Here is a 24,585-nt window from a genome sequence, read left to right as displayed (position 1 = left end):
CAACCCGGTTCCACCGATGCAAGAATCCTCTCTGCCTTGCCAGGATGCCCCGCCTCCCTCCGTGGGGGCGGCTGAGCGCCGCGCCACGCGTTCGGTGGCGGTGAAGTGGGGCGACCGTGTCGTGAAGATCGGCGGCGACGCCCCGGTCGTGGTCCAGTCCATGACCAACACCGACACGGCGGACGCCATTGCCACCGCCATCCAGGTCAAGGAGCTGGCCCAGGCCGGCTCCGAGCTGGTGCGGATCACGGTGAACACCCCTGAAGCCGCGCGTGAAGTCATCGCCATCCGCGAACAGCTCGACCGCATGGGCGTGAACGTGCCGCTGGTGGGCGATTTCCACTACAACGGCCACAAGCTGCTGACCCAGTTCCCGGAATGCGCGCAAGCGCTGTCCAAGTACCGTATCAACCCCGGCAACATGGGCGGGGGCAAGCGCCGCGACGACAACTTCGCGCAGATGATCGAAGTGGCCTGCCGCTACGACAAGCCGGTGCGTATCGGCGTGAACTGGGGCAGCCTGGATCACGAACTGATGGCGCGCAAGATGGACGAGAACAACCTGCGCGCCCAACCGTGGGAAGCGCAGGCCGTGATGCGCGATGCCTTGGTGGTGTCCGCCATCAGCAACGCACAGCGCGCCGAAGAGCTTGGTCTGCGGCGCGACGCGATCATCCTGTCCTGCAAGGTCAGCCACGTGCAGGACCTGATCGCGGTCTATCGCGACCTGTCCGCGCGTTGCGACTACCCGCTGCATCTGGGCCTGACCGAAGCCGGCATGGGCAGCAAGGGCATCGTGGCCTCCACCGCCGCGCTGGCCGTGCTGCTGCAGCAGGGCATCGGCGACACCATCCGCATCTCGCTCACGCCCGAACCCGGCGGCGACCGCAGCCGCGAAGCGATCGTGGCGCAGGAAATCCTGCAGACCATGGGTCTGCGCGCGTTCACGCCCATGGTCGTCGCCTGCCCCGGCTGCGGCCGTACCAGCAGCACGTTCTTCCAGGAACTGGCCGACAGCATCCAGACCTACCTGCGTCGCCAGATGCCGCTCTGGCGCGCCCAGTATCCCGGCGTCGAAAGCATGAACGTCGCGGTCATGGGCTGTGTGGTCAACGGGCCGGGCGAAAGCCGCCATGCCGATATCGGCATCAGCCTGCCCGGCACTGGCGAAGTGCCGGCGGCGCCGGTGTTCGTCGACGGCGAACGCACGGTCACGCTCAAGGGCGACCATATTGCCGAAGAGTTCCAGGCCATTGTCGAAGACTACGTCGCGCGCCGCTATGGCGCGCCTGCCTCTCACTAAAGTAAGGGTGTGGCTGCTAGCGCGCTTGCCGGCGCGCGATGCGGCATGATCAAGATGACTCAAGCTTTCCAGAAAGTCGCCGCCATACGCGGCATGAATGATCTGTTGCCAGGGGCCAGCGCCCGCTGGGAGCAATTCGAGGAAATCGTGCGCGGCTGGCTGCGCGGCTACGGCTATCGCAATGTGCGTACGCCCGTGCTTGAGCATACGCGCCTGTTCGCGCGCGGCATCGGCGAAGTGACCGATATCGTCGAAAAAGAGATGTACACCTTCACCGATGCGCTCAACGGCGAATCGCTGACCATGCGTCCGGAAATGACCGCGGGCATCGTGCGCGCGTCCATCGAGCACAACCTGCTCTATGACCGCCCGCAGCGCGTCTATTCCATCGGCCCCGTGTTCCGCCACGAGCGCCCACAGCGCGGCCGCTACCGCCAGTTCCACCAGATCGACGTCGAGGCCCTGGGCTTTGCCGGTCCCGACGTGGACGCCGAACTCATCGTCATGCTGGCCCGCCTCTGGAAGCTGCTGGGCCTGACCGACGTGCGCCTGGAGCTGAATTCGCTGGGCCAGCCGGCCGAGCGTGCCGCTCACCGCGCCGCCCTGATCGAGCACCTGGAAAAGCACCGCGACATCCTGGACGAAGACGGCCAGCGCCGCATGTACAGCAACCCGCTGCGCGTCCTCGACACCAAGAACCCCGCCATGCAGGAAATGGCCGACAGCGCGCCGCGCCTGTTCGACTTCCTGGGCGAGGAGTCGCGCGCGCACTTCGACGGCGTGTGCCAGCGCCTGGCCGACGCCGGTATCGAATATCGCCTGAATCCGCGCCTGGTGCGCGGGCTGGACTACTACAACCTCACGGTGTTCGAGTGGGTCACCGACCGCCTCGGGTCCCAGGGCACCGTGTGCGGCGGCGGCCGCTACGACGGCCTGATCGAGCTGCTGGGCGGCAAGCCCGCGCCCGCGGTGGGCTTTGCGATCGGCATGGAGCGCCTGCTGGACCTTTGGGAGCAGAGCGTGCAGGTGGAACAGCCGGCCGAGTGCGACGTCTACGTCGTGCACCAAGGCGAAGAGGCGCAGCGCCTGGCCGCCCGGGTCGGTGAAGACCTGCGCGATGCCGGCCTGTCGGTCATCGTGCATGCGGGTCCCGCAAGCTTCAAGTCGCAATTCAAGCGCGCCGATGCCAGCGGCGCCCGTGTTGCGGTTATTCTTGGCGCCGACGAAGTGGCTGCGCAGACGGCCAGCGTCAAGTTCCTGCGCGCCGAGGCGCAGGGCGAATCGGCCCAACAGCAAGTCCCGTTGGCGGGATTGGCCGACGTATTGAATAACAAGGGTTAATGCATGGCATACGATCTCGAAGAACAGGAAAAACTCGACGCAATCAAGGCGTGGTGGGCGCGCTACGGCACCCTGGTGGTCACGCTGGTGGCGGCGGTGGCGCTGGCCTGGGGCGGCTGGTGGGGCTGGAAGGCCTACCAATCGCACCGCGCCAACCAGGCCATGGGCTACTTCGAAGCGCTGGAAGACGCGGCGCGCCTGGGTGGCGCCGATTCCTCGGTCCGCATCAAGACCGCCGCGGCCACGCTGCGCGAGCAGTATCCGTCCACCGGCTACGCCGCGCGCGGCGCGCTGGTGGCGGCCCAGGCGCTGCAGGCCCAAAAGGATGACGCCGGCGCCCGCGAGCAGCTGGAATGGCTGGCTGCCCAGGGCAAGAACCCGTCCATGCAGTCGGTGGCGCGCCTGCGCCTGGCCGGCATGCTGCTGGACCAGAAGCAATACGATGCCGCCCTGGCGCAGCTGAACAACCCGCCGGCAGCCTTCGCCGCCTTGTACGCGGATCGCCGCGGCGATATCCTCGCCGCGCAGGGCAAGCGCGAGGAAGCGCGCGCCGCCTGGCAAAGCGCCATCGATGGCCTGGGTACGGCAAATCCCTTGACCCAGGTTGTGCAACTGAAACTGGATGCCCTGAGCGGAGCGTGACTGTAATGCGTAAATTTGCACCTGGCCGTACGTGGCGTGGCGCCGTTTGCCTGGCGGGCTTGCTCGCCCTGGGCGGATGCGGCATGTTCTCCCATGATGACGGCCGCTACGATCCCGCGCCCCTGACCGAATACAAGGCCGGCATGTCCGTGCGCCAGGTCTGGAGCGTCTCGGTCGGCAGCGGTTCCGGACTGGGCTTTGCACCCACGGTGTTGGGCGACGCCATCTACGCCGCCACGCCCGATGGTTCGGTCGGCAAATTCGACCTGCAAAGCGGCCGTGCCATCTGGAAGGCCAGTGTCGACGGCAAGTTGTCCGCCGGCGCCGGCAGCGATGGCACCACCACCGCTGTGGCCTCGCCGAACGGCGACGTCATTGCCTTTGACGACACCGGCAAGGTGAAGTGGAAGGTTCGTGCCACCAGCGACGTGACCATTCCGCCCGTCGTGGGCTATGGCATCGTCGTGGTCCGCAGCGGCGACTACCGCATCCAGGCCTTCGACGCCAACAGCGGCGAACGCGTCTGGAACGTGCAGCGTCCCGGCCCCTCGCTGGCTCTGCGCAGCGTGTCGCAGATGGTCCTGGCCGAAGGCCTGGTCATTACCGGCCTGCCGGGCGGCAAACTGATGGCCATTGCCTCCAATAGTGGTAACGTGCAATGGGAAGGCACCGTGGCGACGCCGCGCGGCGCCAGCGACCTGGAGCGCCTGACCGACGTGGTCGGTGCGCCCCGTATCGCGGGCAATCTGCTTTGCGGCGTGGCCTACCAGGGACGTATCGTCTGCTTCGACGTCACGGCCGGCGGCCGCCCGATGTGGGCCAAGGACTTCTCCAGCGTCAGCGGCCTGTCGCTGGACGAGCGCTTCGCCTATGCGGCGGACCAGAACAGCGTGATCAACGCTTTTGCGCTGGATAATGGCGGCAACGTCTGGAAGCAGGCGGCCTTGAAGAACCGCCAGGTCACCGCGCCCGCCATGCTCGGCGGTGCGTTGGCAGTGGGCGACCTGGACGGCTACGTGCATTTCCTGTCGCGCAGCGACGGCAGCCTGATGGCGCGCCTGTCGGTGGGCGGTGGTCCAGTGGTTTCGCCGCCGCAGACTACTTCCCAAGGTGTGCTGGTCCAGACGGGTAATGGCAACCTCGTCCTGATCGGCGCCAACTAAAACCTATAGAACAAAGCCTTACACCGTGTCTTTCAAGCCTGTCGTCGCCCTGGTCGGCCGCCCCAATGTGGGGAAGTCGACCCTATTCAACCGCCTGACGCGATCGCGCGCCGCGCTGGTGGCCGATTACTCCGGCCTGACCCGCGATCGCCATTACGGCGAGGGCAGGGTAGGCGAGATCCCCTTCATCGTCATCGATACCGGTGGTTTCGAGCCCGTCGCCAAGGACGGCATCCTGCTGGAGATGGCCCGCCAGACCCGGCAGGCCATCGCCGAGGCCGATGTCGTGGTGTTCCTGGTTGATGCCCGTGCGGGCATCAATGCCCATGACCACGAAATCGCCCAGCTGCTGCGCAAGTCCGGGCAGCAGCGCGTGTTGCTGGCGGTGAACAAGGCGGAAGGCATGGGCGCCAGCGGCGCCATTTCCGAGTTCCATGAGCTCGGGCTGGGTCAGCCTTATCCGATTTCCGCGGCGCACGGCGATGGCATCGTCGACCTGATCGAGCTGGCGCTCCAGGACCTGGCCGAGCCGCCCGCCGAGGAAGACGCATTCGAAGAGGCTGAGCACGATCACCGCATCAAGCTGGCCATCGTCGGCCGTCCCAACGTGGGCAAGTCCACGCTCATCAATACCCTGATGGGCGAAGAGCGCGTGATCGCGTTCGACATGCCGGGCACGACCCGCGACGCCATCGAGATCGACTTCGAGCGCGACGGCCGCCGCTACACGCTGATCGATACCGCAGGCCTGCGCAAGCGCGGCAAGGTATTCGAGGCGGTCGAGAAGTTCTCCGTCATCAAGACGCTGCAGGCCATCGAGGCCAGCAACGTCGTGCTGCTGATGCTGGACGCGCAGACCGAGATCTCCGAGCAGGATGCGCACATTGCAGGCTTCGTGCTGGAAACGGGCCGCGCCGTGGTCGTGGCCATCAACAAATGGGATGGCCTGGACGGCGAAGCCAAGGAACGCATCGAACGCGAATTCCAGCGCAAGCTGCGCTTCCTGTCGTTCGCGCGCATGCACACCATTTCGGCGCTGCGCGGGCAGGGCGTGAAGCCCTTGCTCAAGTCGATCAACGCGGCGCACGCCGCGGCGTTCGCCAAGCTGTCCACGCCCAAGCTGACGCGCGAGCTGCAGATCGCTGTCGAACAGCAGCAGCCGCCCCGCAAGGGTATCTTCCGTCCCAAGATGCGCTATGCGCACCAGGGCGGTCAGAACCCGCCGCTGGTCGTCATCCACGGCAATGCGCTGGACGCCATTCCGGACTCCTATCGCCGCTACCTGGAAACGCGCTTCCGCAATGCGTTCGACCTGGCCGGTACGCCGCTGCGCATCGAATTCAAGTCTTCGCACAACCCCTACACGCAGGAAAGCTGATCCATGAGCCGCTTCTGGAGTCCCGTGGTCGGGACGCTCAGTCCGTATGTTCCGGGCGAGCAGCCCAAGCTTCAGAATCTGGTCAAGTTGAACACCAACGAGCATCCTTACGGCCCGTCGCCCAGGGTGCTCGACGCGATCCGCTCGGCCTGCGACGACACCCTTAAGCTCTATCCGGACCCTTCGTCCGACCGCCTGCGGCAGGCCATCGCCGGCACGGTCGGTGTGCAGCCCGGCCAGGTCTTCGTGGGCAACGGCTCCGACGAAGTGCTGGCGCATGTCTTCCTGGCGTTGCTCAAGCATGAACGCCCGCTGCGCTTTCCGGACATTACCTACAGCTTCTATCCGGTCTATTGCGGCCTGTACGGCATCCAGTACGAAACGATGCCGCTGACGGCCGATTTCAGCATCGCAGTCGAAGACTATCTGCCCGGCGCCAAGGGGCAGGCGGGCGCCATCATCTTCCCGAATCCCAATGCGCCCACCGGCCGCGCCCTCAGCGCGGCGGAGGTCGAGCGCATCGTGGCCGGCAATCCCGACGCAGTCGTCGTGGTGGATGAGGCCTACGTGGATTTTGGCGGAGAGTCCGTCATTCCTTTGGTGGACCGCTACGACAATCTGCTGGTGGTGCAGACGCTGTCCAAGTCGCGCTCGCTGGCGGGCTTGCGCGTCGGTTTTGCCGTAGGCAGCGCCGAACTCATCGACGGGCTTGAGCGTGTAAAGAACAGTTTCAACTCCTACCCCATCGACCGCCTTGCCTCCGCGGGAGCTGTGGCGGCCCTGGAAGACGTGGAGTACTTTGAACGCACCCGCCAGGCCGTGATCGACACCCGTTCGCGGATGACGGAGGGGCTGCAGTCCCTGGGCTTCGAGGTGCTGCCCTCGGCCGCGAACTTCGTGTTCGCACGGCACCCCAACAAGGATGCCGCCGGTCTGGCTGCCGCCTTGCGCGAGCGCAGCATCATCGTGCGTCATTTCCGCCATGAACGCATCGATCAATTTTTGCGAATTACCGTGGGCACCGACGAGCAGTGCGAACTGCTGTTGAAGGCGCTTGCGGAGGTCCTGCAGGCTTGAGCGGCAGCAGCTTTCCAGTCGGAAAACTCTGGTGTCACTTTTGCTTCCTGCCCAAGTAGCACGGGCCGGGAAAACCCTGTAGAGTACAAGTTTCGGCGTACCCCACCAGTACAGAAGTACGCCACCACTCAATAACAAACAAATGGAGCCTGGCCAATGAGCAATAAAGGGCAAACTCTGCAAGATCCGTTCCTGAACACGCTGCGCAAGGACCATGTGCCCGTGTCGATCTACTTGGTGAACGGCATCAAGCTTCAAGGGCAAATCGAATCCTTCGACCAGTACGTGGTGCTGCTGCGCAATACGGTCACGCAAATGGTCTACAAGCACGCCATTTCGACCGTCGTCCCCGCGCGCGCCGTGAATTTCCAGGTGGAAGTCCCTGCTGAGTAATCTCGCTCCAGCTTTACCTTTTATTGCCCGCCGGACGGTCCTCGTCGGCGGGCATTTTCGCTTTGGCTCCAATATGGTGCATGTATGCGCGCTCTGATTATCAGCGTGGATCTGGGAGATCCGGACTTCGCGGCCCATGCCGAGGAATTCGCCATGCTGGCCAAGGGCGCTGGCGCGGAAATCGTCGGCACCTTGACGGCACGGCGGGACAGACCCGACGCCAAGTTCTTCATCGGTTCAGGCAAGGCCGATGAGGGCGTGGCGATGGCCCAGGCCTTGCTGGCCGACATCGTCCTTTTCGACCAGCCGCTGTCCCCCGCACAGCAACGCAACCTGGAACGCGCCTTCAACTTGCGCGTGGTGGATCGCGTTGCGCTCATTCTCGACATCTTCGCGCTGCGCGCGAAGAGCCATGAAGGCAAGCTGCAGGTCGAATTGGCCCAGCTGCAGCATCTGGCCACACGCCTGACCCGCATGTGGAGCCACCTGGAGCGGCAGCGCGGCGGTATCGGCATGCGCGGACCGGGTGAATCCCAGCTCGAAATGGACCGCCGCATGATCGGCGCCAAGGTCAAGGTGCTGCGCGAGCGGCTGGACAAGGTCGAACGCCAGCGCGTGACCCAGCGCCGGGCGCGCGCGCGCGGCGGTGCGCTGTCGGTATCGCTGGTCGGCTATACCAACGCCGGCAAGTCCACCTTGTTCAATGCCTTGACGCGCGCCGACAGCTACGCCGCCGACCAGTTGTTCGCGACGCTGGATACGACCACGCGCCGCATCTGGATCGAAGGGGCGGGCTCGGTGGTGGTGTCCGATACGGTCGGGTTCATCCGCGATCTGCCCCACGGCCTGATCGCGGCGTTCCGCGCCACCCTGGAAGAAACCGTGCATGCCGACCTGCTGCTGCACGTGGTCGATGCCGCCAGCCCGCAGCGCGATGAGCAGATCTTTGAGGTGAACAAGGTTCTGGCCGAAATCGGCGCGGCCTCGATTCCCACCATTCTGGTCTACAACAAGATCGATCTCGCCGGATTGGAGCCGCGGGTGGAACGCGATGCACATGGTACGATTGCGCGAGTATTTGTAAGCGCCACCGAGCGCGCCGGTTTGGATGCGTTGCGCGGGGCAATTGCGGAAACCGGACAGATTGTGGGAAACAATGCCGCGAATTATCAAACTCTTCAATCTGAATGACCCCGGCTGGGGTCGTGGGAACAACAATGGCTCCGAGCCGCCGCCCAAGCGGCCCCAAGGCAACGGAGACGGCCCTCCCGACCTGGACGAGGTCTGGCGCGATTTCAACAATCGCATCGGATCGTTGTTCGGGCGCAAGGGCGGGGGCGGCAATAACCGCCCCGGAAACCGCGGCGGCATGACGCCGCCGTCGCCGCGCGGTGCGCGCATCGGCCTGGGGGTGATCGCCCTGGTCGCGGCCGGCATCTGGCTGGCCAGCGGTTTCTACATCGTGCAGGAAGGCCAGGTCGCGGTTGTGACACAGTTCGGCAAGTACAAGTCGACGTCGCAAGCCGGTTTCCAATGGCGCCTGCCGTACCCCATTCAAAGCCACGAAATGGTCAACGTGTCGCAACTGCGCACGTTCGAAGTCGGTTTCCGTGGCGGCGCACGCAACAAGGTTCTGCCTGAAGCGCTGATGCTCACGACGGACGAGAACATCGTCGATATGCAGTTCGTCGTGCAGTACCGCCTGCGTGCCGATGGCGCGCCCGACTACCTCTTCATGACGCGCGATCCGGATGAATCCGTCCGCCAGGCCTCAGAAACGGCCATGCGCGAAGTCGTGGGCAAGCAGTCCATGGACTTCGTGCTCTACGAAGGCCGCACCACGGTGGCCACGCAAGTGCAAACCCTGATGCAGCAGATCCTGGACCGCTACCAGACCGGCGTGCAGGTCAGTACTGTGGCCATCCAGAACGTGCAGCCGCCTGAACAGGTGCAAGCCGCGTTCGACGACGCCGTCAAGGCGGGCCAGGACCGCGAGCGCCAGATCAACGAAGGCCAGGCCTACGCCAACCAGGTCGTGCCGCTGGCCAGCGGCCAGGCTTCCCGCATGACGGAGCAGGCCGAAGGCTACAAGGCCAAGGTTGTCGGTGACGCCCAGGGTAATACCTCGCGCTTCACCAGCATCCTCGGCGAATACGAAAAGTCGCCGCAGGTCATGCGCCAGCGCATGTATCTGGAGAGCATGCAGGAGATCTTCACGCGCGCCAGCAAGGTCATGGTCGACACCAAGAGCAACAACAACATGCTGTACCTGCCCTTGGACAAGATCATGCACCTGGCCGCTCAGGACGCCAGCAAGTCCGGTGTCGCCGGTTCCGGTTCGACCACGCTGGCTCCGCCCGCGCAGTCGCCGGCTCGCGGCAGCGCCGCGCCGGTGCCTCAGTCTTCCGGCAGCAGCAATAGCAACACGCTGCCTCGCGACCGTACGTCGCGCTAACCCGGAGGAGTCCTGATCATGCAACGTCTCATGCCTATCCTGGTCGGCCTGCTCATCGTGCTGGCCGCCCTTTCTTCCTGCGTCTTCGTCGTGCGCGAGCGCGACTACGCCCTGGTGTTCTCGCTGGGTGAAGTACGCAAGACCATCAACGAACCCGGCCTTTACTTCAAGGCGCCGCCTCCGTTCCAGAATGTCGTGACGCTCGACAAGCGCATTCTGACCATCGAAACCAACGAAGCCGAACGCATCCAGACTTCCGAAAAGAAGAACCTGCTGATCGATTCGTACGTCAAGTGGCGCATTCTGGATCCGCGCCAGTACTACGTGTCCACCGGCGGCAACGAGCGCGTGGCGCAGGAGCGCCTGCAGGCGCTGATCCGCGACGCGTTGAACGCTTCGGTCAACGTGCGCACGGTGCGCGACGTGGTCTCGACCGAACGCGACAAGATCATGGCCGAAATCCTGACCAACGTCGCCAAGCGCGCCGAACCGTTGGGCGTCCAGATCGTCGACGTGCGTCTGCGCCGCATCGAGTTCGCGCCGGAAATTTCGGAATCGGTGTATCGCCGCATGGAAGCGGAGCGTACGCGCGTCGCCAACGAGCTGCGTTCCATCGGCGCCGCCGAAGGCGAAAAGATCCGCGCCGAAGCTGACCGCCAGCGTGAAGTCATCGTGGCCCAGGCCTACGCCAAGGCCCAGGGCATCATGGGTGAGGGCGATGCCGCGGCTGCCGCGATCTATTCGCAGGCCTACGGCAAGAACCCGCAGTTCTACACGTACTACAAGAGCCTGGAGGCCTACCGCGCTTCGTTCTCGAAGCCGGGCGACGTGCTGGTGGTCGACCCCAGCTCCAGCTTCTTCCAGTTCATGAAGGACCCCACCGGCGACGCCCTGGCGCCGGTGACCGTGCCGGCCAAGTGATGCGGCGACGGTAATGCGGAAGAAAAGCCCCTTGGAAGTCCAAGGGGCTTTTTGCTTGCTGGCAAGGCGGCATCCCGAATTCCCCGCAATAGGGGGCGGTTACGCTGCCGCGGCAGTCCCGGCTGGCATTGGCCGCCGAACCATGTACAATACCCCGTAAGCTAGAAAACATTCCGCAGCGGCTGAGCGGGCTTACGCCCCCTCAGCCGCTTTTTCGTTTGGGCGACGCCCACGCATCACTTGGCGTTCTTCAGGTAAACATTCATGGGTAACTGGTTGCTGCCCGAGAGCCTTGCCGACGTACTTCCGGCAGAGGCCCGGCGCATCGAGGAATTGCGCCGCGAACTTCTCGATCTGTATCGCACTTACGGTTTCGAGCTGGTCGCGCCGCCCCTGGTCGAATACATCGATTCATTGTTGTCCGGCACGGGCAGCGATCTGGATCTGCGCACTTGCAAGCTGGTCGATCAATTGTCCGGACGCACGCTGGGCGTGCGCGCGGACATGACGCCTCAGGTTACGCGCATCGACGCGCATTTGTTGAACCGCGCTGGCGTTACCCGCCTGTGCTATTGCGGCAATGTGCTGCATGCCCGCCCGGCGGACCTGCTGGCCAGCCGCGAGCTGCTGCAGATCGGTGCTGAAATCTACGGCCACGCCGGCTTCGAGGCCGACCTGGAGATCATCCAGCTGGTGCTGGAAACCGTGGCGATTGCCGGCGTGCGTAACCCTAGGCTCGATCTGTGCCATCCGGGCGTGCTGCGCGCGCTGCTGGAGTCCGATCCGGCGGCGACGGCCCTGTCGCAGGACGTCATCCTGCTGATGCGCGAGAAGGACGTTCCCGGACTGGGTGAATTGGCCGAGCGGGCTCCCGGGTTGCGTGCAGAGACCCTGAAAGCCCTGCAATTGCTGCCCAAGCTATACGGCGGGCCGGAAGTGCTGCAGGAGGCGCGCCGTGAACTCCCTCTGCTGCCGGGTGTCGTGGCTGCGCTGGACGCGCTGCAGTTGGTGGTCGACGCCATGCCCAATGTGGCGTTCGGCGTGGACCTGGCCGACGTGGGCGGCTATGGCTACCATTCCGGTGTGAAGTTCGCGCTGTATGCCGAAGGCTGGCGCGATGCGCTGGTCAGCGGCGGCCGTTATGACGATGTCAGCCGTGCGTTTGGTCGGGCCCGTCCCGCCACCGGCTTCAGTCTTGATTTACGCAAGCTGGCGGCGGGTTTGCCGCCGGCGGAAAGGGCGCGTGCGGTACGTGCGCCCTGGGGGCAAGCCCCCGCCCTGACCGAGGCGGTGCGCCGCCTGCGCCGGTCGGGGGAAATTGTCGTTCAGGTATTGCCCGGTCACGAGCAGGATCAGGACGAATTCGTTTGCGATCGCGAGCTGGCGCTGCAGGATGGCGCCTGGACGGTCAGAACGCTGTGACTAACCCCCTCTCGGCAACGAGAGGGCCGCGGGGAGATTTCCGGATTTCCCGAGAAACTCGATATTGATTCGTAACATGAGCAAGAACGTAGTCGTAATCGGCACCCAGTGGGGTGACGAGGGCAAGGGCAAGATCGTCGACTGGCTGGCGGAATCCGTCCAGGGCGTGGTCCGCTTCCAAGGCGGTCACAATGCCGGCCATACGCTGTGGATCAACGGCAAGAAGACGATTCTCCGCCTGATCCCGTCGGGCATCATGCATCCCGGCGTCACCTGCTTCATCGGCAACGGCGTCGTGCTGTCCCCGGAAGCCCTGCTCAAGGAAATCGAAGAGCTTGAGGCCGCCGGTCTGGACGTGCGTTCGCGCCTGCAGATTTCCGAAATCTGCCCGCTGATCCTGCCGTACCACGTCGCCATCGACAAGGCGCGCGAGGCGCGCAAGGGCGACGGCAAGATCGGCACGACCGGTCGCGGCATCGGCCCGGCCTATGAAGACAAGGTCGCCCGCCGCGCGCTGCGCGTGCAGGACCTGTTCAATCCCGCGCTGTTCGACGAAAAACTCGCCGAAGTGCTGGATTACCACAACTTCGTGCTGACCAAGTACCTGGGCGCCGAGGCGGTTTCCGCCAATGAAGTGCGCGACCAGGCCATGGCGCTGGCTCCGGCCATCGCCCCGATGGTCAAGGACGTGTCGAGCAACCTGTACGCCATGCAGCAGGAAGGCAAGCGCCTGTTGTTCGAAGGCGCGCAAGGCGCTTTGCTGGACGTCGACCACGGCACCTATCCTTTCGTCACCAGCAGCAATTGCGTTGCTGGCGCCGCCTCGGCAGGCGCGGGCGTCGGTCCGCAGCAACTGGACTACGTCCTGGGTATCACCAAGGCCTATACGACTCGCGTCGGTTCGGGTCCGTTCCCCACGGAGCTGGTCGACGAGATCGGTACCCGCCTGGCCACGATCGGCAAGGAATTCGGTTCCGTCACGGGCCGTCCGCGCCGCTGCGGCTGGTTCGACGGCGCCGCGCTCAAGCGCTCGGTCCGCCTGAACGGCATCACCGGCCTGTGCATCACCAAGCTGGATGTGCTTGATGGTCTGGAAACCATCCAGCTGGGCGTCGGCTACCGCGTAAACGGCGAATTCCGCGATGTGCTGCCTTATGGCGCGCATGCCGTGGCGCAGGCGCAGCCGGTGCTGGAAGAGCTGCCGGGTTGGAGCGAATCCACCGTCGGCATCACCGAGTACGACAAGCTGCCCCAGGCGGCGCGCCGCTACCTGGAGCGCGTGGCCGAAGTTTGCGGCGTGCCCATCGACCTAGTGTCGACCGGCCCGGACCGCAATGAAACCATTGTGCTGCGTCATCCCCTGAAGGGCTGACATCGGGTTATTATTCGCAAGGCCGCCGCCGGTCTCATACCGGCGGCGGCCTTTTCGTATTTATTAAGCAGGAGATGCTTGCCTATGAGCACGCCGACCAATGATGACAGCCATCTGTGGGTGACGTGGGACGACTACAACCGCCTGATCGAGCGCCTTACCTTGCAGGTGCATCAATCGGGTTGGAAGTTCGACAAGATTCTTTGCCTGGCGCGCGGCGGCATGCGCGTCGGTGACGTTATGTCCCGTATTTTTGACGTGCCGCTGGGCATTCTGGCCACGAGCAGCTATCGCGAAGCGGCCGGCACCAAGCAGGGCGACATGGATATCGCCCAGTTCATCACCATCACGCGCGGCACGCTGTCCGGGCGAGTGTTGCTGGTGGACGACATGGTCGATACCGGCAAGACCTTCAGCAAGGTCTACGATCACCTGAAAAGCCAGTTTGCCGACATCACCGAACTGCGCAGCGCGGTGCTGTGGTGGAAGGGGCATTCCCAGGCGACGCCGGACTACTACGTCGACAAGCTGCCGACGAACCCCTGGATCCACCAGCCTTTCGAAGACTACGACAGCCTGCGTCCGCACCAGCTCGAGGCCTGGATCCGCAAGGGCTCCAAGAGCTGAGCATGGCGTTTCGGCAGGAGAGGGCATTCTGGCCGCCCAGGGCGCCAGACTGTCCCTCCAGTAGTCAAAACAGCCATGACCATGCTAGAATCGCTGGTTATCGCTAAACCGAACTTGGCTTGTTACTCTTTGGGTAGTCTTTGGGTAACGGAAACAGCCAGCGGAAATCCGGGATGGGTCTGTGGTTCAGGGCTGTCAAGCAGCGCTGAAGCCGGAGTCCGGCGCCTGGATTGCGCTTTCAAGGTTCCCCGTTCGCGGTGCCTGCCTCTGTTGGTATGATTTTGGTATCCACGAGGCCGTTTACGCGTACCTGGACCCGCGCAGCGTTGCTGGTAAGCAAGCCAGGTTTGTCATCAACTTTTGTTACCCTACAAGCAGGCCAATCACTTTATGCCTATCGTTCGACTGAAGGAAAACGAACCGTTTGAAGCCGCTCTGCGCCGCTTCAAGCGCACCATCGAAAAGACCGGTTTGCTCACCGAGCTGCGTTCGCGCGAGTTCTATGAGAAGCCCACGGCTGAGCGCAAGCGCAAGCACGCCGCCGCTGTGAAGCGCCACTACAAGCGCATCCGTAGCCAACAACTGCCCCCGCGCCTGTATTGATTTTTGATTCCCGAATCTATTGATTCCAGAATCATTCATCCAGGATTTGCTCGCCCGAGTCGACGTCGTCGACATAGTCGGGCGATACGTGCAGTTGAGAAAGGGCGGGGCCAACTTGCTTGGCCTGTGCCCTTTTCATAACGAAAAAAGTCCCTCGTTCACTGTCAGCCCCACCAAGCAGTTCTATCACTGCTTCGGTTGCGGAGCGCATGGCAGCGCCATCACCTTCCTGATGGAACACACGGGCGCCAGTTTCCCCGATGCCGTGCGCACGCTCGCGGCATCGGCGGGAATGACGGTCCCCGAAGAAAACCGCAGTCCACGCCAGCAGCAGGAAACCGCGCGCCGCAAGGCCGAGGAATCCCGTCACACGCAGGTGCTGGATGCCGCTCAGGCGCATTACCTCAAGCAATTGCGGGCCTCGCCCGCGGCGATCCGCTATTTGAAGCAGCGCGGCCTGACCGGTGAAATCGCGGCGCATTTCGGCCTGGGATGGTCCGGCACAGACCGCCACGGCCTGTCGCAGGTCTTCCCGAATTACGAGGACCCCGTCCTGGTGGAATCCGGACTGGTTATCGAATCCGAAGACGGACGTCGCTATGACCGTTTCCGGGAACGCGTCATGTTCCCGATCCGCAATGCGCGGGGCAGTCTCATCGGCTTCGGCGGGCGCATCATCGGCAAGGGCGAACCCAAGTACCTGAATTCGCCCGAAACCCCGCTGTTCTCGAAGGGACACGAGCTCTACGGGCTGTGGGAGGCGCGCCAGGCCATACGCCAGGAAGGGCAGGTCATTGTGGTCGAAGGCTACATGGACGTGGTCGGCCTGGCTCAGCAAGGCATCGCCAACGCGGTAGCGACGCTGGGTACGGCTACCACGCCGGACCACGTCAAGAAGCTGCTGCGCGCCAGCGACAAGGTCATCTTTAGCTTCGACGGCGACGGCGCGGGTCGGCGCGCCGCGTGGCGTGCACTGCAGGCTTGCCTGCCCGTGCTGCGCGACGACATTGCGATCCGCTTCCTGTTTCTGCCGTCAGAGCACGATCCCGACTCGTATGTGCGCGAACTGGGCGCGGAAGCTTTCCGGGCGTGCCTGGGAGAGGCCGTGGCGCTGTCCCGCTTCCTGCTGGACGAGTTGGCCTCGCGGCACAACATGAACGAAGCCGAAGGGCGGGCCAGTTGCCTGCACGAGGCCAAGCCATTGCTGGCTGCCATTCCCGAATGCGCGTTGCGCGTGCAGATCGAGCGGGAAATGGCAAAGCTGGTACAGCTGACGCCCGAGGAAATGGCGCAGGTGCTGGCTCAGCAGCCCGCAAAACCCTTCGCGCCAGCGCCCAAGCCGGGCGCTACGGGAGGGGATGCCGGCGCGGTTGCGGCGCCGAGCCACGAGCCGGGCTATACGGACGCTGGCTACGATTTCGCCGGACACGATTTTCATGACATCCCGGCCGACGAGTCCGACTACGCGGACCAGGTTCATCTGCCGTCCCAAGGTTCCGACTTTGGTGGCGGAGGAGCTCAGCGCGGCGGCGGAAAGCAGGAGTGGAAGGGCAAAAGCGACTGGAAGGGCAAGGGTGACTGGAAGGGCGGCAAAGGCGGCTGGAAAGGCAAGCGCGACAACGATGTGGGCGGGTTTGAAGGCCGCCGCACCATGCCGTCGCTGGCCAAGCGCCTGCTGGGCTTGCTGCTGGCGCATCCCGAACTGGTCGACTCCATGGGTGATCAGCAGCTTGAAGTCATCGACCACGGCCCCCATCTAGGTCTTGTAAGAGACCTGATCATGCTGGCGCAATCCAGCGGCGCCCGCCATGTCGGCGCCCTGCTGGAAGCCGCGGAGCCGGATTCGGATCTGGCCACGGTGCTGAAGGGCCTGCGGGCCGACATCCTGTCCCAGGAAGACCTGCCTGATCCGCAAACGGAATGGGACGACGCCTTGAGACGGATCGAATTTGACTCGGCCAAGCTGGAAATGGCCAAGCTCGCTGCGGCGGGCTTGGCCACGGAAGAGGCGCGTAAACGCTATCAGGAGCTTTCCAGCCGCATGGCCGTGCTGAAAGGTGCTGGCGTGCGCTAAATGCGCTAAAATCAAAGGTTGTCCGCTTGCGAAGCGAGTTTTTTTGCGACGGGCGGGACGGGAGTGTGAGGTTGGGCGCGAGCCTGCCTGATGGGTCTGTCTTCTGATGTACGCGGATTGTGGCGCTTGCAGTTGATTGCGGCCTGATTCTTGCTGAATTTGGCGCTAGTCCTCGTGCCACGAGGCGTGAGCAACAAGAAATGCATTCGGCGGGCGGAATCTATTCCGGCAGCCAGAATCTAATGGATGTATAGGGTTTGACGCGGGACCGGCGATCCGGGCGTGGCGGATGCTCCAGAAAACGGAACGTCAGATGCGCAACGGCAGAAATAAAAGCGGATGCGCGCGTCAACTTTGTTACATGGTTAATTAATATAGCTAAGCGGTGAATCAAGCAGTTCGGCGGTGGTCATCTCCGGATGGCGTTAGTGGTTTGGGTGCTGTGTCTACTCAGCTGCTTGGGGCAAAGGCCCGATAAGCAAGCAAAGCCTATTTATAGGCAGGCAGCCCCCCCGACGCCCGGGAGCCTACGCAGGATGAGGTCATGCACGCAACGCGCGAGTACGGTATTGCACCGCAACGGCGCCAAGCGGGCTCGCAAGAGCCGGCGCTGCGAACAACGCAGCCGCGTGATCTCCGCTGATTCACCAGATTTACCCGTATAACCGCCGCGTTGGACCGCTGTCCAAAGCGGCTTCATGCGGTGCAACATGCCCGAACGGGTTGCGACGACCACGGAAGCGACTATGACCAAATCCACCGGCAAATCCTCCTCTGCAATTGATGCGGCCGAAACCAAGGCCACCACGACCAAGCGCGTCGTAAGCATGGCAGCGGAAAAGGCGCCCGCCAAGACGGCGGTGAAGGTCGCCAAGCCCGCAGCCAAGACGGCCGCCAAGAAGACGACCAAGGCTGCCGCGGCTGACAAGCCCGAGAAGGTGACCAAGGCTCGCGCCAAGAAGGCCGAAGACAAGCTCGCTGACCTGGTGGGCAGCGCGCGCCCCGCGCCCAGCGGCCGGCGCCCGGGACGTCCCGCCAAGAACGCGAACAACGATTCCGACGGCTTTGACGACACCATGGACGGCGACGGCGAAGTTCTGCCCGATCTGAAGCCGCCCAAGCGTGGCGGCAAGCGCGGCAAGGCCGATCCCAAGGATCTGATCGCCCGCGGCCCCGTCACGCCCGAAGAATACGAAGCGCGCCGCAACCGCCTGAAGCAGCTGATCAAGCTGGGCAAGGACCGCGGCTACCTGACCTACGGCGAAATCAACGATCATCTGCCCGACGATCTGGTCGACGCGGAAGCGATCGACGGCATCATCAGCACGTTCAGCGATATGGGCATCGCGGTCTACGACCAGGCGCCCGATGCCGAAACGCTGCTGATGAGCGAAAACGCGCCGGTCGCGTCCAACGACGACGACGTCGAAGACGAAGCCGAAGCCGCGCTGACGACCGTTGACTCGGATTTCGGCCGCACCACGGACCCCGTGCGCATGTACATGCGTGAAATGGGCTCGGTGGAACTGCTGACGCGCGAAGGCGAAATCGAAATCGCCAAGCGCATCGAAGACGGCCTGAAGCACATGGTCATGGCCATCTCGGCCTGCCCGACCACGATCAACGAGATCCTGGCTCACATCCTGCGCGTGCGTGAAGGCCAGGCCCAGATCGACGAAGTGGTCGACGGCCTGGTCGATCCGGAAGACGGCGAGGAATACGCCGGCGCCGGCGTCACGGCCGAGGAAGACGAAGGCGACGACGGCCCCGCTGGCGGCATGTCCAGCAAGCAGCTGGAAGACCTGCGCGTGAAGGCCCTGGCCAAGTTCGACGAAGTCGGCAAGCAGTTCGAGAAGATGCGCCACTCGTACGAGAAGGACGGCTACAAGTCGGACGTCTACGTGCGCGCCCAGGAATCCATCCAGAATGAACTGATGGGCATCCGCTTCACGGCCAAGATGGTCGAGAAGCTGGCGGACACCCTGCGTCAGCAGGTCGAGGAAGTGCGCCAGCTCGAACGCGCTGTCCTGCACACGTGTGTGGACCGTGCCGGCATGCCGCGCACGCACTTCATCAAGGTGTTCCCGGGCAACGAAACCAACATGCAGTGGGTCGTCGACGAAGTGGCTGCCGGCCACCCGTACGCCGAAACGCTGGAGCGTCAGATTCCCGCCGTGCAGGAACTGCAGCAGAAGCTCATCGACCTGCAAACGCGCGTCGTGCTGCCGTTGAAGGACCTGAAGGACGTCAACAAGCGCATGGCCACCGGCGAAGCCAAGGCCCGCAAGGCCAAGCGTGAAATGACCGAGGCCAACCTGCGTCTGGTGATCTCGATCGCCAAGAAGTACACGAACCGCGGCCTGCAGTTCCTGGACCTGATCCAGGAAGGCAACATCGGCCTGATGAAGGCCGTGGACAAGTTCGAGTACCGTCGCGGCTACAAGTTCTCGACCTATGCGACCTGGTGGATCCGTCAGGCCATCACGCGTTCCATCGCCGACCAGGCGCGCACCATCCGTATTCCGGTCCACATGATCGAAACGATCAACAAGATGAACCGGATCAGCCGCCAGATCCTGCAGGAAACCGGCGCCGAGCCGGATCCCGCGACCCTGGCGCAGAAGATGGACATGCCCGAGGACAAGATCCGCAAGATCCTGAAGATCGCCAAGGAACCGATCTCCATGGAAACGCCTATCGGTGACGACGACGACTCGCACCTGGGCGATTTCATCGAAGACACGTCCACGCTGGCGCCTTCCGACGCGGCTTTGCACGGTTCCATGCGCGATGTGGTCAAGGAAGTGCTAGACTCTCTCACCCCGCGTGAAGCCAAGGTTCTGCGTATGCGTTTCGGCATCGAAATGAGCACGGACCAGACCCTGGAAGAAGTGGGCAAGCAGTTCGACGTCACGCGCGAGCGCATCCGCCAAATAGAAGCGAAAGCGCTGCGCAAGCTGCGTCACCCCAGCCGGGCCGATAAGCTGAAGAGCTTCCTGGAAGGGCAGTAAAAGTTTTTAGGGCCTCTAGCTCATGCCTGGTTAGAGCAGCGGACTCATAATCCGTTGGTGCCGAGTTCGACTCTCGGGGGGCCTACCAAAGAAATCAAGGGGTTACGCCATTTTGGCGTAACCCCTTGTGCTTTGTGGTGCGTACATGGTGCGTACTGTGGTGCCGAATCCATGGTCGTACATTTTGGTTCCGTACAGTTTGCTTAGGCCACCGTCCCGATAGCGGATAGCGGTTCCCAGGCGTCACCCCATTGCTCGCGCGCCTGGGCTTCTCCCTCGGTCTCATCGAACGCGTTGAACACGTCGCCCAGCTGCGCGCCCAGCGTGGCGAACTCCACGCCCGCGCTGGCGTACAGCGTCGCCGCCTGCCCGACGAGACCACGACCCACCAGAATCGATTGGTACCGGCGCGCGTCGTCGCGGTCATTGCGCGCCTGGTACTCGGCAAAGGCCAGCGTTCGGCCCAGCACGCGCGCGCTGGCCACCGCCTGGGCGCGGGCGGTCATCAGGTCTTGCAGCGTCTTGGCGTTGGCACTGGTGCAGTAGCGCGGCGCCGTGCGCTTAGCCTGGGCCAGTTGCTGGGCAAACCCCGCTGCAATGGTCGAGGCCAGCCGCCCGCCGTAGCGCCGGCCCATATCCGCGATGCCCTCCACGGCTTCCGGGTTGGCGAACTCTTCCATGAATTGCAGCTCGCGCGGCCAGTACACGTCCTGCGCGTGGCGCTGCTGCTCTTCTGATATCTCCAGCGTGCGGCTGGCGATGCCCTGCTGTTGGCGATAGTTCGATACCGCGCGAGCCGCGTTGTCTACGGCGATGATGTCGGCGGCGGTCTTACGAATTCGCGCGGCATCCAGGTTCGCATAGAACCGGGCTTGCTCGCCGTGCATGTAGCCTTCGCTTCCCAGGCAGTTGCTCATGATGGTCTTTCCTTATCGGGTGGATAGCACTCATCATAGCGGGCAGTTACAAAAACATGAGGGGCCGCCATGGGCTTGATATACAACGCGGTATGCGAATGCGGTTACCAAGTTGGGGACGTGTTTGTCGGGTGCGGTGACGACCCGGGCGCGGACTGGCATCCCGCCTTTTGCGCAGAGGGGCAGCACGTCGTGGCGGTCGACCGCGCAGTCCTACCGCAGGCATGCCGGAAGCCACGGCACATAGCGACGCCCATTCTCTACGGCCTCGATCGGCGCGTTTCTCCCGTGATGTCGGGTGACCTTGGCGGCCGACATCTGTGCCCGCGCTGCCGCACGATCCGACTGCGCTTCGAGATGTCCGCGCTGTGGGACTGAGACCGAGGGCGCAGCGGCTCGGCGGAAAGCATATATAGGGGTGGTACCCGCTACTGAGGGGCTTCACTCTTCAGGAGAACCAACCCTTTATTCTTATTTCCTGGTTAGGGGTACCCTTGTTGCCACCGCATGAGGTCCCCGCGTGGATCGGCCCCACACGCGGGGGTACCCTTGTTGCTACAGAAGGTCGCCGCGAAAAAAAAAACAACGCATCCGGTCGGCGTTTAAAGCCAGCGTGACATTTAGCCTCTCAAGTAGCGCTACTTGCCGTTGAAGAACCGCTCCATGCGTACGTTCAGAAGGTCGTTGGCAAAACTGCGTACCAGCATTGCTTCCACGCCGTCTACCATTTCGTCGACGACCTTGTACGCGCTGACATACGCGGCCATGTCATGCAGCGGTATGGCGCGCGAGGAAATCTGACGCTGCTTCTCTTCGTTCGTTTTATAGGGTTGCCTGCGGGAGGGGTGGTTCACTCGCTTGACGGTCTGGACGTCCTTTCTATCTCGGTTGAACGCGAGGTTGAGTTCTTTCCAAAGTTTTTGCTTTCGAGCCTTGCCAGCGTAAATAGCATGCCCGCGGCTGTCGAAAAACACGTATACCCCGTGATGGGTCCGCAACTCTTCGGATAAGCCATGCAGATACGGATGGGTAGGTGAAGAATCAAAAATCTCGAACTTCGTCCCATGCCTAGAAGGAACCTTGTCCAACTTGAAGAATTCCACGACTGGTCGGATCGCATTGCGGTGCAGCTCCTTTTGGGCCGCACGTTCAGCTCGTGCCAGTACGTTTAGGATTTGCTTAGGCGTTACAACCTTCCACCGACGCCAGACGTTCAGGCCTGCTGGCGTCAAATCCAGATGGTTAGCTAGAGCCCTATCTGTCTTGAGGCCGTACTTCGCCTTGAGAGCAATGACTAGTTCCTCGCCGGGGGTTAGCGGTTCTTTTTTAGAGGTTACCAATGTGGATCCTTAATATTGGTCTGCGACCGCGCAAGCATACATAGAGTAAACCGCAATGAAAAAGGTGCTGACCCAAGCCCGCGGGTTGCGGACGATCTTCCGCACTTGCCCATACTGAATACGGCACCGTTCATGAACGCACGGCAATCCAGAGTAGGGAAGGAGAAGCTGCTATAACGTGGGTTGAGTGGTTCGGTATCAGGATTGGGGGTATCCGCGCCTAGAAACACAAGAGGCCGGTTTCCCGGCCTCAACAACATCAAGCGGCGATCAGCGGGTCAAAGAACGCTGATCTGCGCGAAAGAATGTTATTCCGGTTCCTTCTCGCAGGACTCCGGTTCGCCGCAAGTGACACTTTTGACTTTGCGACCTTCCACCACATCGCGGAACCAGTCCGCTACGCGGACGCCTTCCTCTTCATTGGTATAGAAGCGGTCGAAAAGGAGTTGTGTGTGCTCCTTGCCCCGGCTCGTATAGCCCGCGAAGCCGGGAATCCCTTTGGCCTGTTCCTTACGGTTCTGCACCAGTAGCGGGTAGAGCCTGGAGGGAGTGCCGAAGGCCTTCTGGAACCTTTCTTGCGCCTCATCATAGGCGGTATCGAGTTCGACGACGCGCAGACGCGGCGCGTGTTTCACTGCCGCGCGGCCGAGGTCTTCAAACGTCGCGCTCCCGCGATCGACGCCGCCCGTCCATTCGGGCGCGCCATCCCAGAAGCCCCAGTTCAGGATCAGATCAGCAATCTTCGGGGAGCGATAGCCGCCGGCACCGTCCGAGACGGCGGTAATCTCAACGTCCGGATAATGATCCGCGACTTCCGCCGCATAGATCGGCGCGCCTATGGCGCCCGCGCTCGACCCGGCGACGACGATGCGCTCGGGCTTCTTCACGTTCTCATAGACCCAACTGAGCACCGATTCCACATTTGCACGGCCCCGGTGGCGCACCGCCACCTCCCGGCCGTCCGCCGTCTTGTAGGTCACATCGCGATTGCCGAGGTATACGTCGCCCGTGCAGTAGGAAGCATAGACCTGCGTCCATTTGGCAACCGGGTTTTCCGGGTTGACGAGGTCGAAGACGCCCCGCCAGTTGCGCGGGTCGCTTGGGTCAACCCGTTCGGAGAGTCCAAGGCGACCCATGTATTCGCTCCGCCAGCGCGGTTCGTTTGGCTGAGGACGCGCGAAGGGAATGTAAACCGCCGAGGTGGGGTCGCATTGCTCGCCCGTCCAGCAGGCGCCGCCGCCACTGAGAAAGATCATGAGCTTTGCGGCGTCCGCGCCTTCGCCGGGCTTCACATGGAAGGCATAAGGCGTTCCTGTTGCGCAGGAGGTTTCGCCACCCGGCTCAATGGTCGTCCAGGGGTCCTTCGCTACTTGGCCTTGTTCCTGCGCCATGACGCCGAGCGGAGCGAGCAAGAGGGCAAGGGCGATGGCTTGGCGGATCTGCATAGGGTTCCTTCCTCCCGGATTTGTTCCTTGATTGGCGGCAGGTTTTTCCCGCTCCAAAGACGAATCCGCCTGAGCCGTATCAGTCTGCACGAGCTAGCCTCCCAAATTTTGATATGAGAAATCTAAACGCCCATCGACCACCTGTCTTGCCATCTTGTGCCATTCTGGCGCTGTCTAACCAGGTGCGAAGCTTCTGAGAGCGATATTGAAGTCATCATTATTAAGGTCGTCCAGTTACCGCGACAGGAACAACCGGAGCCAACAAATTTGCGCAAGTCGTTGCAGCGCCTGTGCCACTCGCAACCCTGGAAGTGACGTATCGACTTCGATGGCAAGGCTCTCTCGCGTGTAGTCAACCGCACAGTCGAGCCGCTGGCGTGCCGAAAGACACATAGCGACGCCCATTCTCTGTGGTCTGGACCGGCGTGTTTCTCCTGTGGAGTCGGGCGACCTCGTAGGCCGGCACCTGTGCCCGCGCTGTCGCACGGTGCGACTAAGCTTTGAAGAGGCTGGGCTATGGGACTGAGGGGGGCGAAGTCATATAGGGGCAGTACTGGGTACTGAGGGGCTTCACTCTTCAGGAGCCAATTTTTTTTATTTTTATTAGTGGGCACTTGTTGTTGCCGTATAAGGTCCCCGCGTGAATAAACCCACACGCGGGATACCCTTGTTGCTACAGAATGTCGTCGCGAAAAAAAAAGCACAACACGCCTAGTCGGTGTTTAAGATCAGTGTGATGATAGTTCAAGTTTGAGAGGCCACCAATTAGCGGGGGGTGAAAGCCGGTGAGCTGCTTCTTGCTTTTTGTTTTACGCAATGCTCGCCGTACTCCCAAGTAGCTAGGATTCAACTAGCTTTCATGGACACGTCGACATGTGTGCCACGATCTAAATCTGCTCCAGGAGTTTTGTCCCAGTCAGGAAGAGTAAGCAATTCGTTACCAGCTTCGCCAGCTTGGATGCGTCGAGCTACATTGACCTGCTCCCCGTGGTTAGTACGAAATCGATGTAGAGTCCGTTCACAAAGGAACGGCAATGAAGAAACGATTTACGGAAGAACAGATCATCGGGGTGCTGAAGGAGGCCGAGGCAGGGGCCAAGG

General features: G+C 62.7%; 19 protein-coding genes and 1 tRNA gene. 17 read left to right on the top strand and 3 right to left on the bottom strand.

Features of this window, described 5'->3' with window-relative positions:
- Positions 1-16 precede the first annotated feature (16 nt).
- From ispG to IB268_RS30335, 17 genes are all read left to right on the top strand, one after another.
- Positions 17-1,303, top strand: coding sequence for a flavodoxin-dependent (E)-4-hydroxy-3-methylbut-2-enyl-diphosphate synthase (gene ispG, locus IB268_RS30415; protein ID WP_054458661.1), 1,287 nt, complete (start codon positions 17-19; stop codon positions 1,301-1,303).
- A gap of 54 nt (positions 1,304-1,357) precedes the next feature.
- The gene (gene hisS, locus IB268_RS30410) at positions 1,358-2,644 is read left to right on the top strand and encodes a histidine--tRNA ligase (RefSeq protein WP_119450758.1); all 1,287 of its coding nucleotides are present in this window, start codon (positions 1,358-1,360) and stop codon (positions 2,642-2,644) included.
- Between the two features lie 3 nt (positions 2,645-2,647).
- A complete protein-coding gene (locus tag IB268_RS30405) occupies positions 2,648-3,286 on the top strand; it encodes a tetratricopeptide repeat protein (RefSeq protein WP_054458657.1) in 639 nt (212 codons plus the stop codon).
- Between the two features lie 5 nt (positions 3,287-3,291).
- The gene (gene bamB, locus IB268_RS30400) at positions 3,292-4,449 is read left to right on the top strand and encodes an outer membrane protein assembly factor BamB (protein ID WP_054458655.1); all 1,158 of its coding nucleotides are present in this window, start codon (positions 3,292-3,294) and stop codon (positions 4,447-4,449) included.
- A 25-nt stretch (positions 4,450-4,474) separates the two neighbouring features.
- Positions 4,475-5,827, top strand: a complete 1,353-nt coding sequence (gene der / locus IB268_RS30395) for a ribosome biogenesis GTPase Der (RefSeq protein ID WP_054458654.1) — start codon at positions 4,475-4,477, stop codon at positions 5,825-5,827.
- A 3-nt stretch (positions 5,828-5,830) separates the two neighbouring features.
- Positions 5,831-6,904: a histidinol-phosphate transaminase gene (hisC, locus tag IB268_RS30390; protein WP_192355287.1), complete on the top strand. Its 1,074-nt coding sequence runs from the start codon at positions 5,831-5,833 to the stop codon at positions 6,902-6,904.
- A gap of 156 nt (positions 6,905-7,060) precedes the next feature.
- Positions 7,061-7,297 (top strand): RNA chaperone Hfq, encoded by a 237-nt coding sequence (gene hfq, locus IB268_RS30385; protein WP_006218585.1) that lies wholly within the window; start codon positions 7,061-7,063, stop codon positions 7,295-7,297.
- 84 nt (positions 7,298-7,381) lie between these two features.
- Positions 7,382-8,488, top strand: a complete 1,107-nt coding sequence (gene hflX, locus IB268_RS30380) for a GTPase HflX (protein WP_054458649.1) — start codon at positions 7,382-7,384, stop codon at positions 8,486-8,488.
- A complete protein-coding gene (gene hflK / locus IB268_RS30375) occupies positions 8,454-9,752 on the top strand; it encodes an FtsH protease activity modulator HflK (RefSeq protein WP_054458647.1) in 1,299 nt (432 codons plus the stop codon). Before hflX ends, hflK begins: the two co-directional genes overlap by 35 nt.
- 18 nt (positions 9,753-9,770) lie before the next feature.
- The gene (hflC, locus tag IB268_RS30370) at positions 9,771-10,673 is read left to right on the top strand and encodes a protease modulator HflC (protein ID WP_054458645.1); all 903 of its coding nucleotides are present in this window, start codon (positions 9,771-9,773) and stop codon (positions 10,671-10,673) included.
- Positions 10,674-10,937: 264 nt separating this feature from the next.
- Entirely contained in the window at positions 10,938-12,095 is a 1,158-nt protein-coding gene (locus IB268_RS30365) for an ATP phosphoribosyltransferase regulatory subunit (protein ID WP_054458643.1), read from the top strand.
- A 76-nt stretch (positions 12,096-12,171) separates the two neighbouring features.
- Entirely contained in the window at positions 12,172-13,467 is a 1,296-nt protein-coding gene (locus tag IB268_RS30360) for an adenylosuccinate synthase (RefSeq protein WP_042792859.1), read from the top strand.
- Positions 13,468-13,551: 84 nt separating this feature from the next.
- The gene (locus tag IB268_RS30355) at positions 13,552-14,094 is read left to right on the top strand and encodes a phosphoribosyltransferase (RefSeq protein WP_042792860.1); all 543 of its coding nucleotides are present in this window, start codon (positions 13,552-13,554) and stop codon (positions 14,092-14,094) included.
- A 390-nt stretch (positions 14,095-14,484) separates the two neighbouring features.
- Complete coding sequence (gene rpsU / locus IB268_RS30350; RefSeq protein WP_006218592.1) at positions 14,485-14,697, top strand: 30S ribosomal protein S21; 213 nt, start codon at positions 14,485-14,487, stop codon at positions 14,695-14,697.
- Positions 14,698-14,716: 19 nt separating this feature from the next.
- Positions 14,717-16,771, top strand: coding sequence for a DNA primase (gene dnaG, locus IB268_RS30345; RefSeq protein ID WP_054458641.1), 2,055 nt, complete (start codon positions 14,717-14,719; stop codon positions 16,769-16,771).
- A gap of 746 nt (positions 16,772-17,517) precedes the next feature.
- Positions 17,518-19,782, top strand: a complete 2,265-nt coding sequence (gene rpoD / locus IB268_RS30340; protein ID WP_192331007.1) for an RNA polymerase sigma factor RpoD — start codon at positions 17,518-17,520, stop codon at positions 19,780-19,782.
- Between the two features lie 9 nt (positions 19,783-19,791).
- Positions 19,792-19,870 (top strand) — tRNA-Ile (locus IB268_RS30335).
- A gap of 115 nt (positions 19,871-19,985) precedes the next feature.
- Here the strand turns inward: IB268_RS30335 and IB268_RS30330 are convergent.
- From IB268_RS30330 to IB268_RS30320, 3 genes are all read right to left on the bottom strand, one after another.
- On the bottom strand, positions 19,986-20,699 hold the full coding sequence (locus IB268_RS30330) for a hypothetical protein (protein WP_192355286.1): 714 nt from the start codon (positions 20,697-20,699) through the stop codon (positions 19,986-19,988).
- 638 nt (positions 20,700-21,337) lie between these two features.
- Entirely contained in the window at positions 21,338-22,039 is a 702-nt protein-coding gene (locus tag IB268_RS30325) for a hypothetical protein (protein ID WP_192355285.1), read from the bottom strand.
- Positions 22,040-22,347: 308 nt separating this feature from the next.
- Positions 22,348-23,484 (bottom strand): pectin acetylesterase-family hydrolase, encoded by a 1,137-nt coding sequence (locus tag IB268_RS30320; protein ID WP_192355284.1) that lies wholly within the window; start codon positions 23,482-23,484, stop codon positions 22,348-22,350.
- Positions 23,485-24,585: the final 1,101 nt, after the last annotated feature.

Source organism: Achromobacter sp. ACM01 (assembly GCF_014851745.1).
GTDB lineage: Bacteria > Pseudomonadota > Gammaproteobacteria > Burkholderiales > Burkholderiaceae_B > Achromobacter > Achromobacter aegrifaciens.
Note: the sequence above shows the minus strand (reverse complement) of the source record. Positions and strands in the feature narration are given on the sequence as shown.

Excerpts from the sequence above, each read along its gene's own strand:
- ispG (WP_054458661.1), top strand. The coding sequence starts at position 17 with ATGCAAGAATCCTCTCTGCCTTGCCAGGATGCCCCGCCTCCCTCCGTG.
- hisS (WP_119450758.1), top strand. The coding sequence starts at position 1,358 with ATGACTCAAGCTTTCCAGAAAGTCGCCGCCATACGCGGCATGAATGAT.
- IB268_RS30405 (WP_054458657.1), top strand. The coding sequence starts at position 2,648 with ATGGCATACGATCTCGAAGAACAGGAAAAACTCGACGCAATCAAGGCG.
- bamB (WP_054458655.1), top strand. The coding sequence starts at position 3,292 with ATGCGTAAATTTGCACCTGGCCGTACGTGGCGTGGCGCCGTTTGCCTG.
- hisC (WP_192355287.1), top strand. The coding sequence starts at position 5,831 with ATGAGCCGCTTCTGGAGTCCCGTGGTCGGGACGCTCAGTCCGTATGTT.
- hfq (WP_006218585.1), top strand. The coding sequence starts at position 7,061 with ATGAGCAATAAAGGGCAAACTCTGCAAGATCCGTTCCTGAACACGCTG.
- hflX (WP_054458649.1), top strand. The coding sequence starts at position 7,382 with ATGCGCGCTCTGATTATCAGCGTGGATCTGGGAGATCCGGACTTCGCG.
- hflK (WP_054458647.1), top strand. The coding sequence starts at position 8,454 with ATGCCGCGAATTATCAAACTCTTCAATCTGAATGACCCCGGCTGGGGT.
- hflC (WP_054458645.1), top strand. The coding sequence starts at position 9,771 with ATGCAACGTCTCATGCCTATCCTGGTCGGCCTGCTCATCGTGCTGGCC.
- IB268_RS30365 (WP_054458643.1), top strand. The coding sequence starts at position 10,938 with ATGGGTAACTGGTTGCTGCCCGAGAGCCTTGCCGACGTACTTCCGGCA.
- IB268_RS30360 (WP_042792859.1), top strand. The coding sequence starts at position 12,172 with ATGAGCAAGAACGTAGTCGTAATCGGCACCCAGTGGGGTGACGAGGGC.
- IB268_RS30355 (WP_042792860.1), top strand. The coding sequence starts at position 13,552 with ATGAGCACGCCGACCAATGATGACAGCCATCTGTGGGTGACGTGGGAC.
- rpsU (WP_006218592.1), top strand. The coding sequence starts at position 14,485 with ATGCCTATCGTTCGACTGAAGGAAAACGAACCGTTTGAAGCCGCTCTG.
- rpoD (WP_192331007.1), top strand. The coding sequence starts at position 17,518 with ATGACCAAATCCACCGGCAAATCCTCCTCTGCAATTGATGCGGCCGAA.
- IB268_RS30330 (WP_192355286.1), bottom strand. The coding sequence starts at position 20,699 with ATGAGCAACTGCCTGGGAAGCGAAGGCTACATGCACGGCGAGCAAGCC.
- IB268_RS30320 (WP_192355284.1), bottom strand. The coding sequence starts at position 23,484 with ATGCAGATCCGCCAAGCCATCGCCCTTGCCCTCTTGCTCGCTCCGCTC.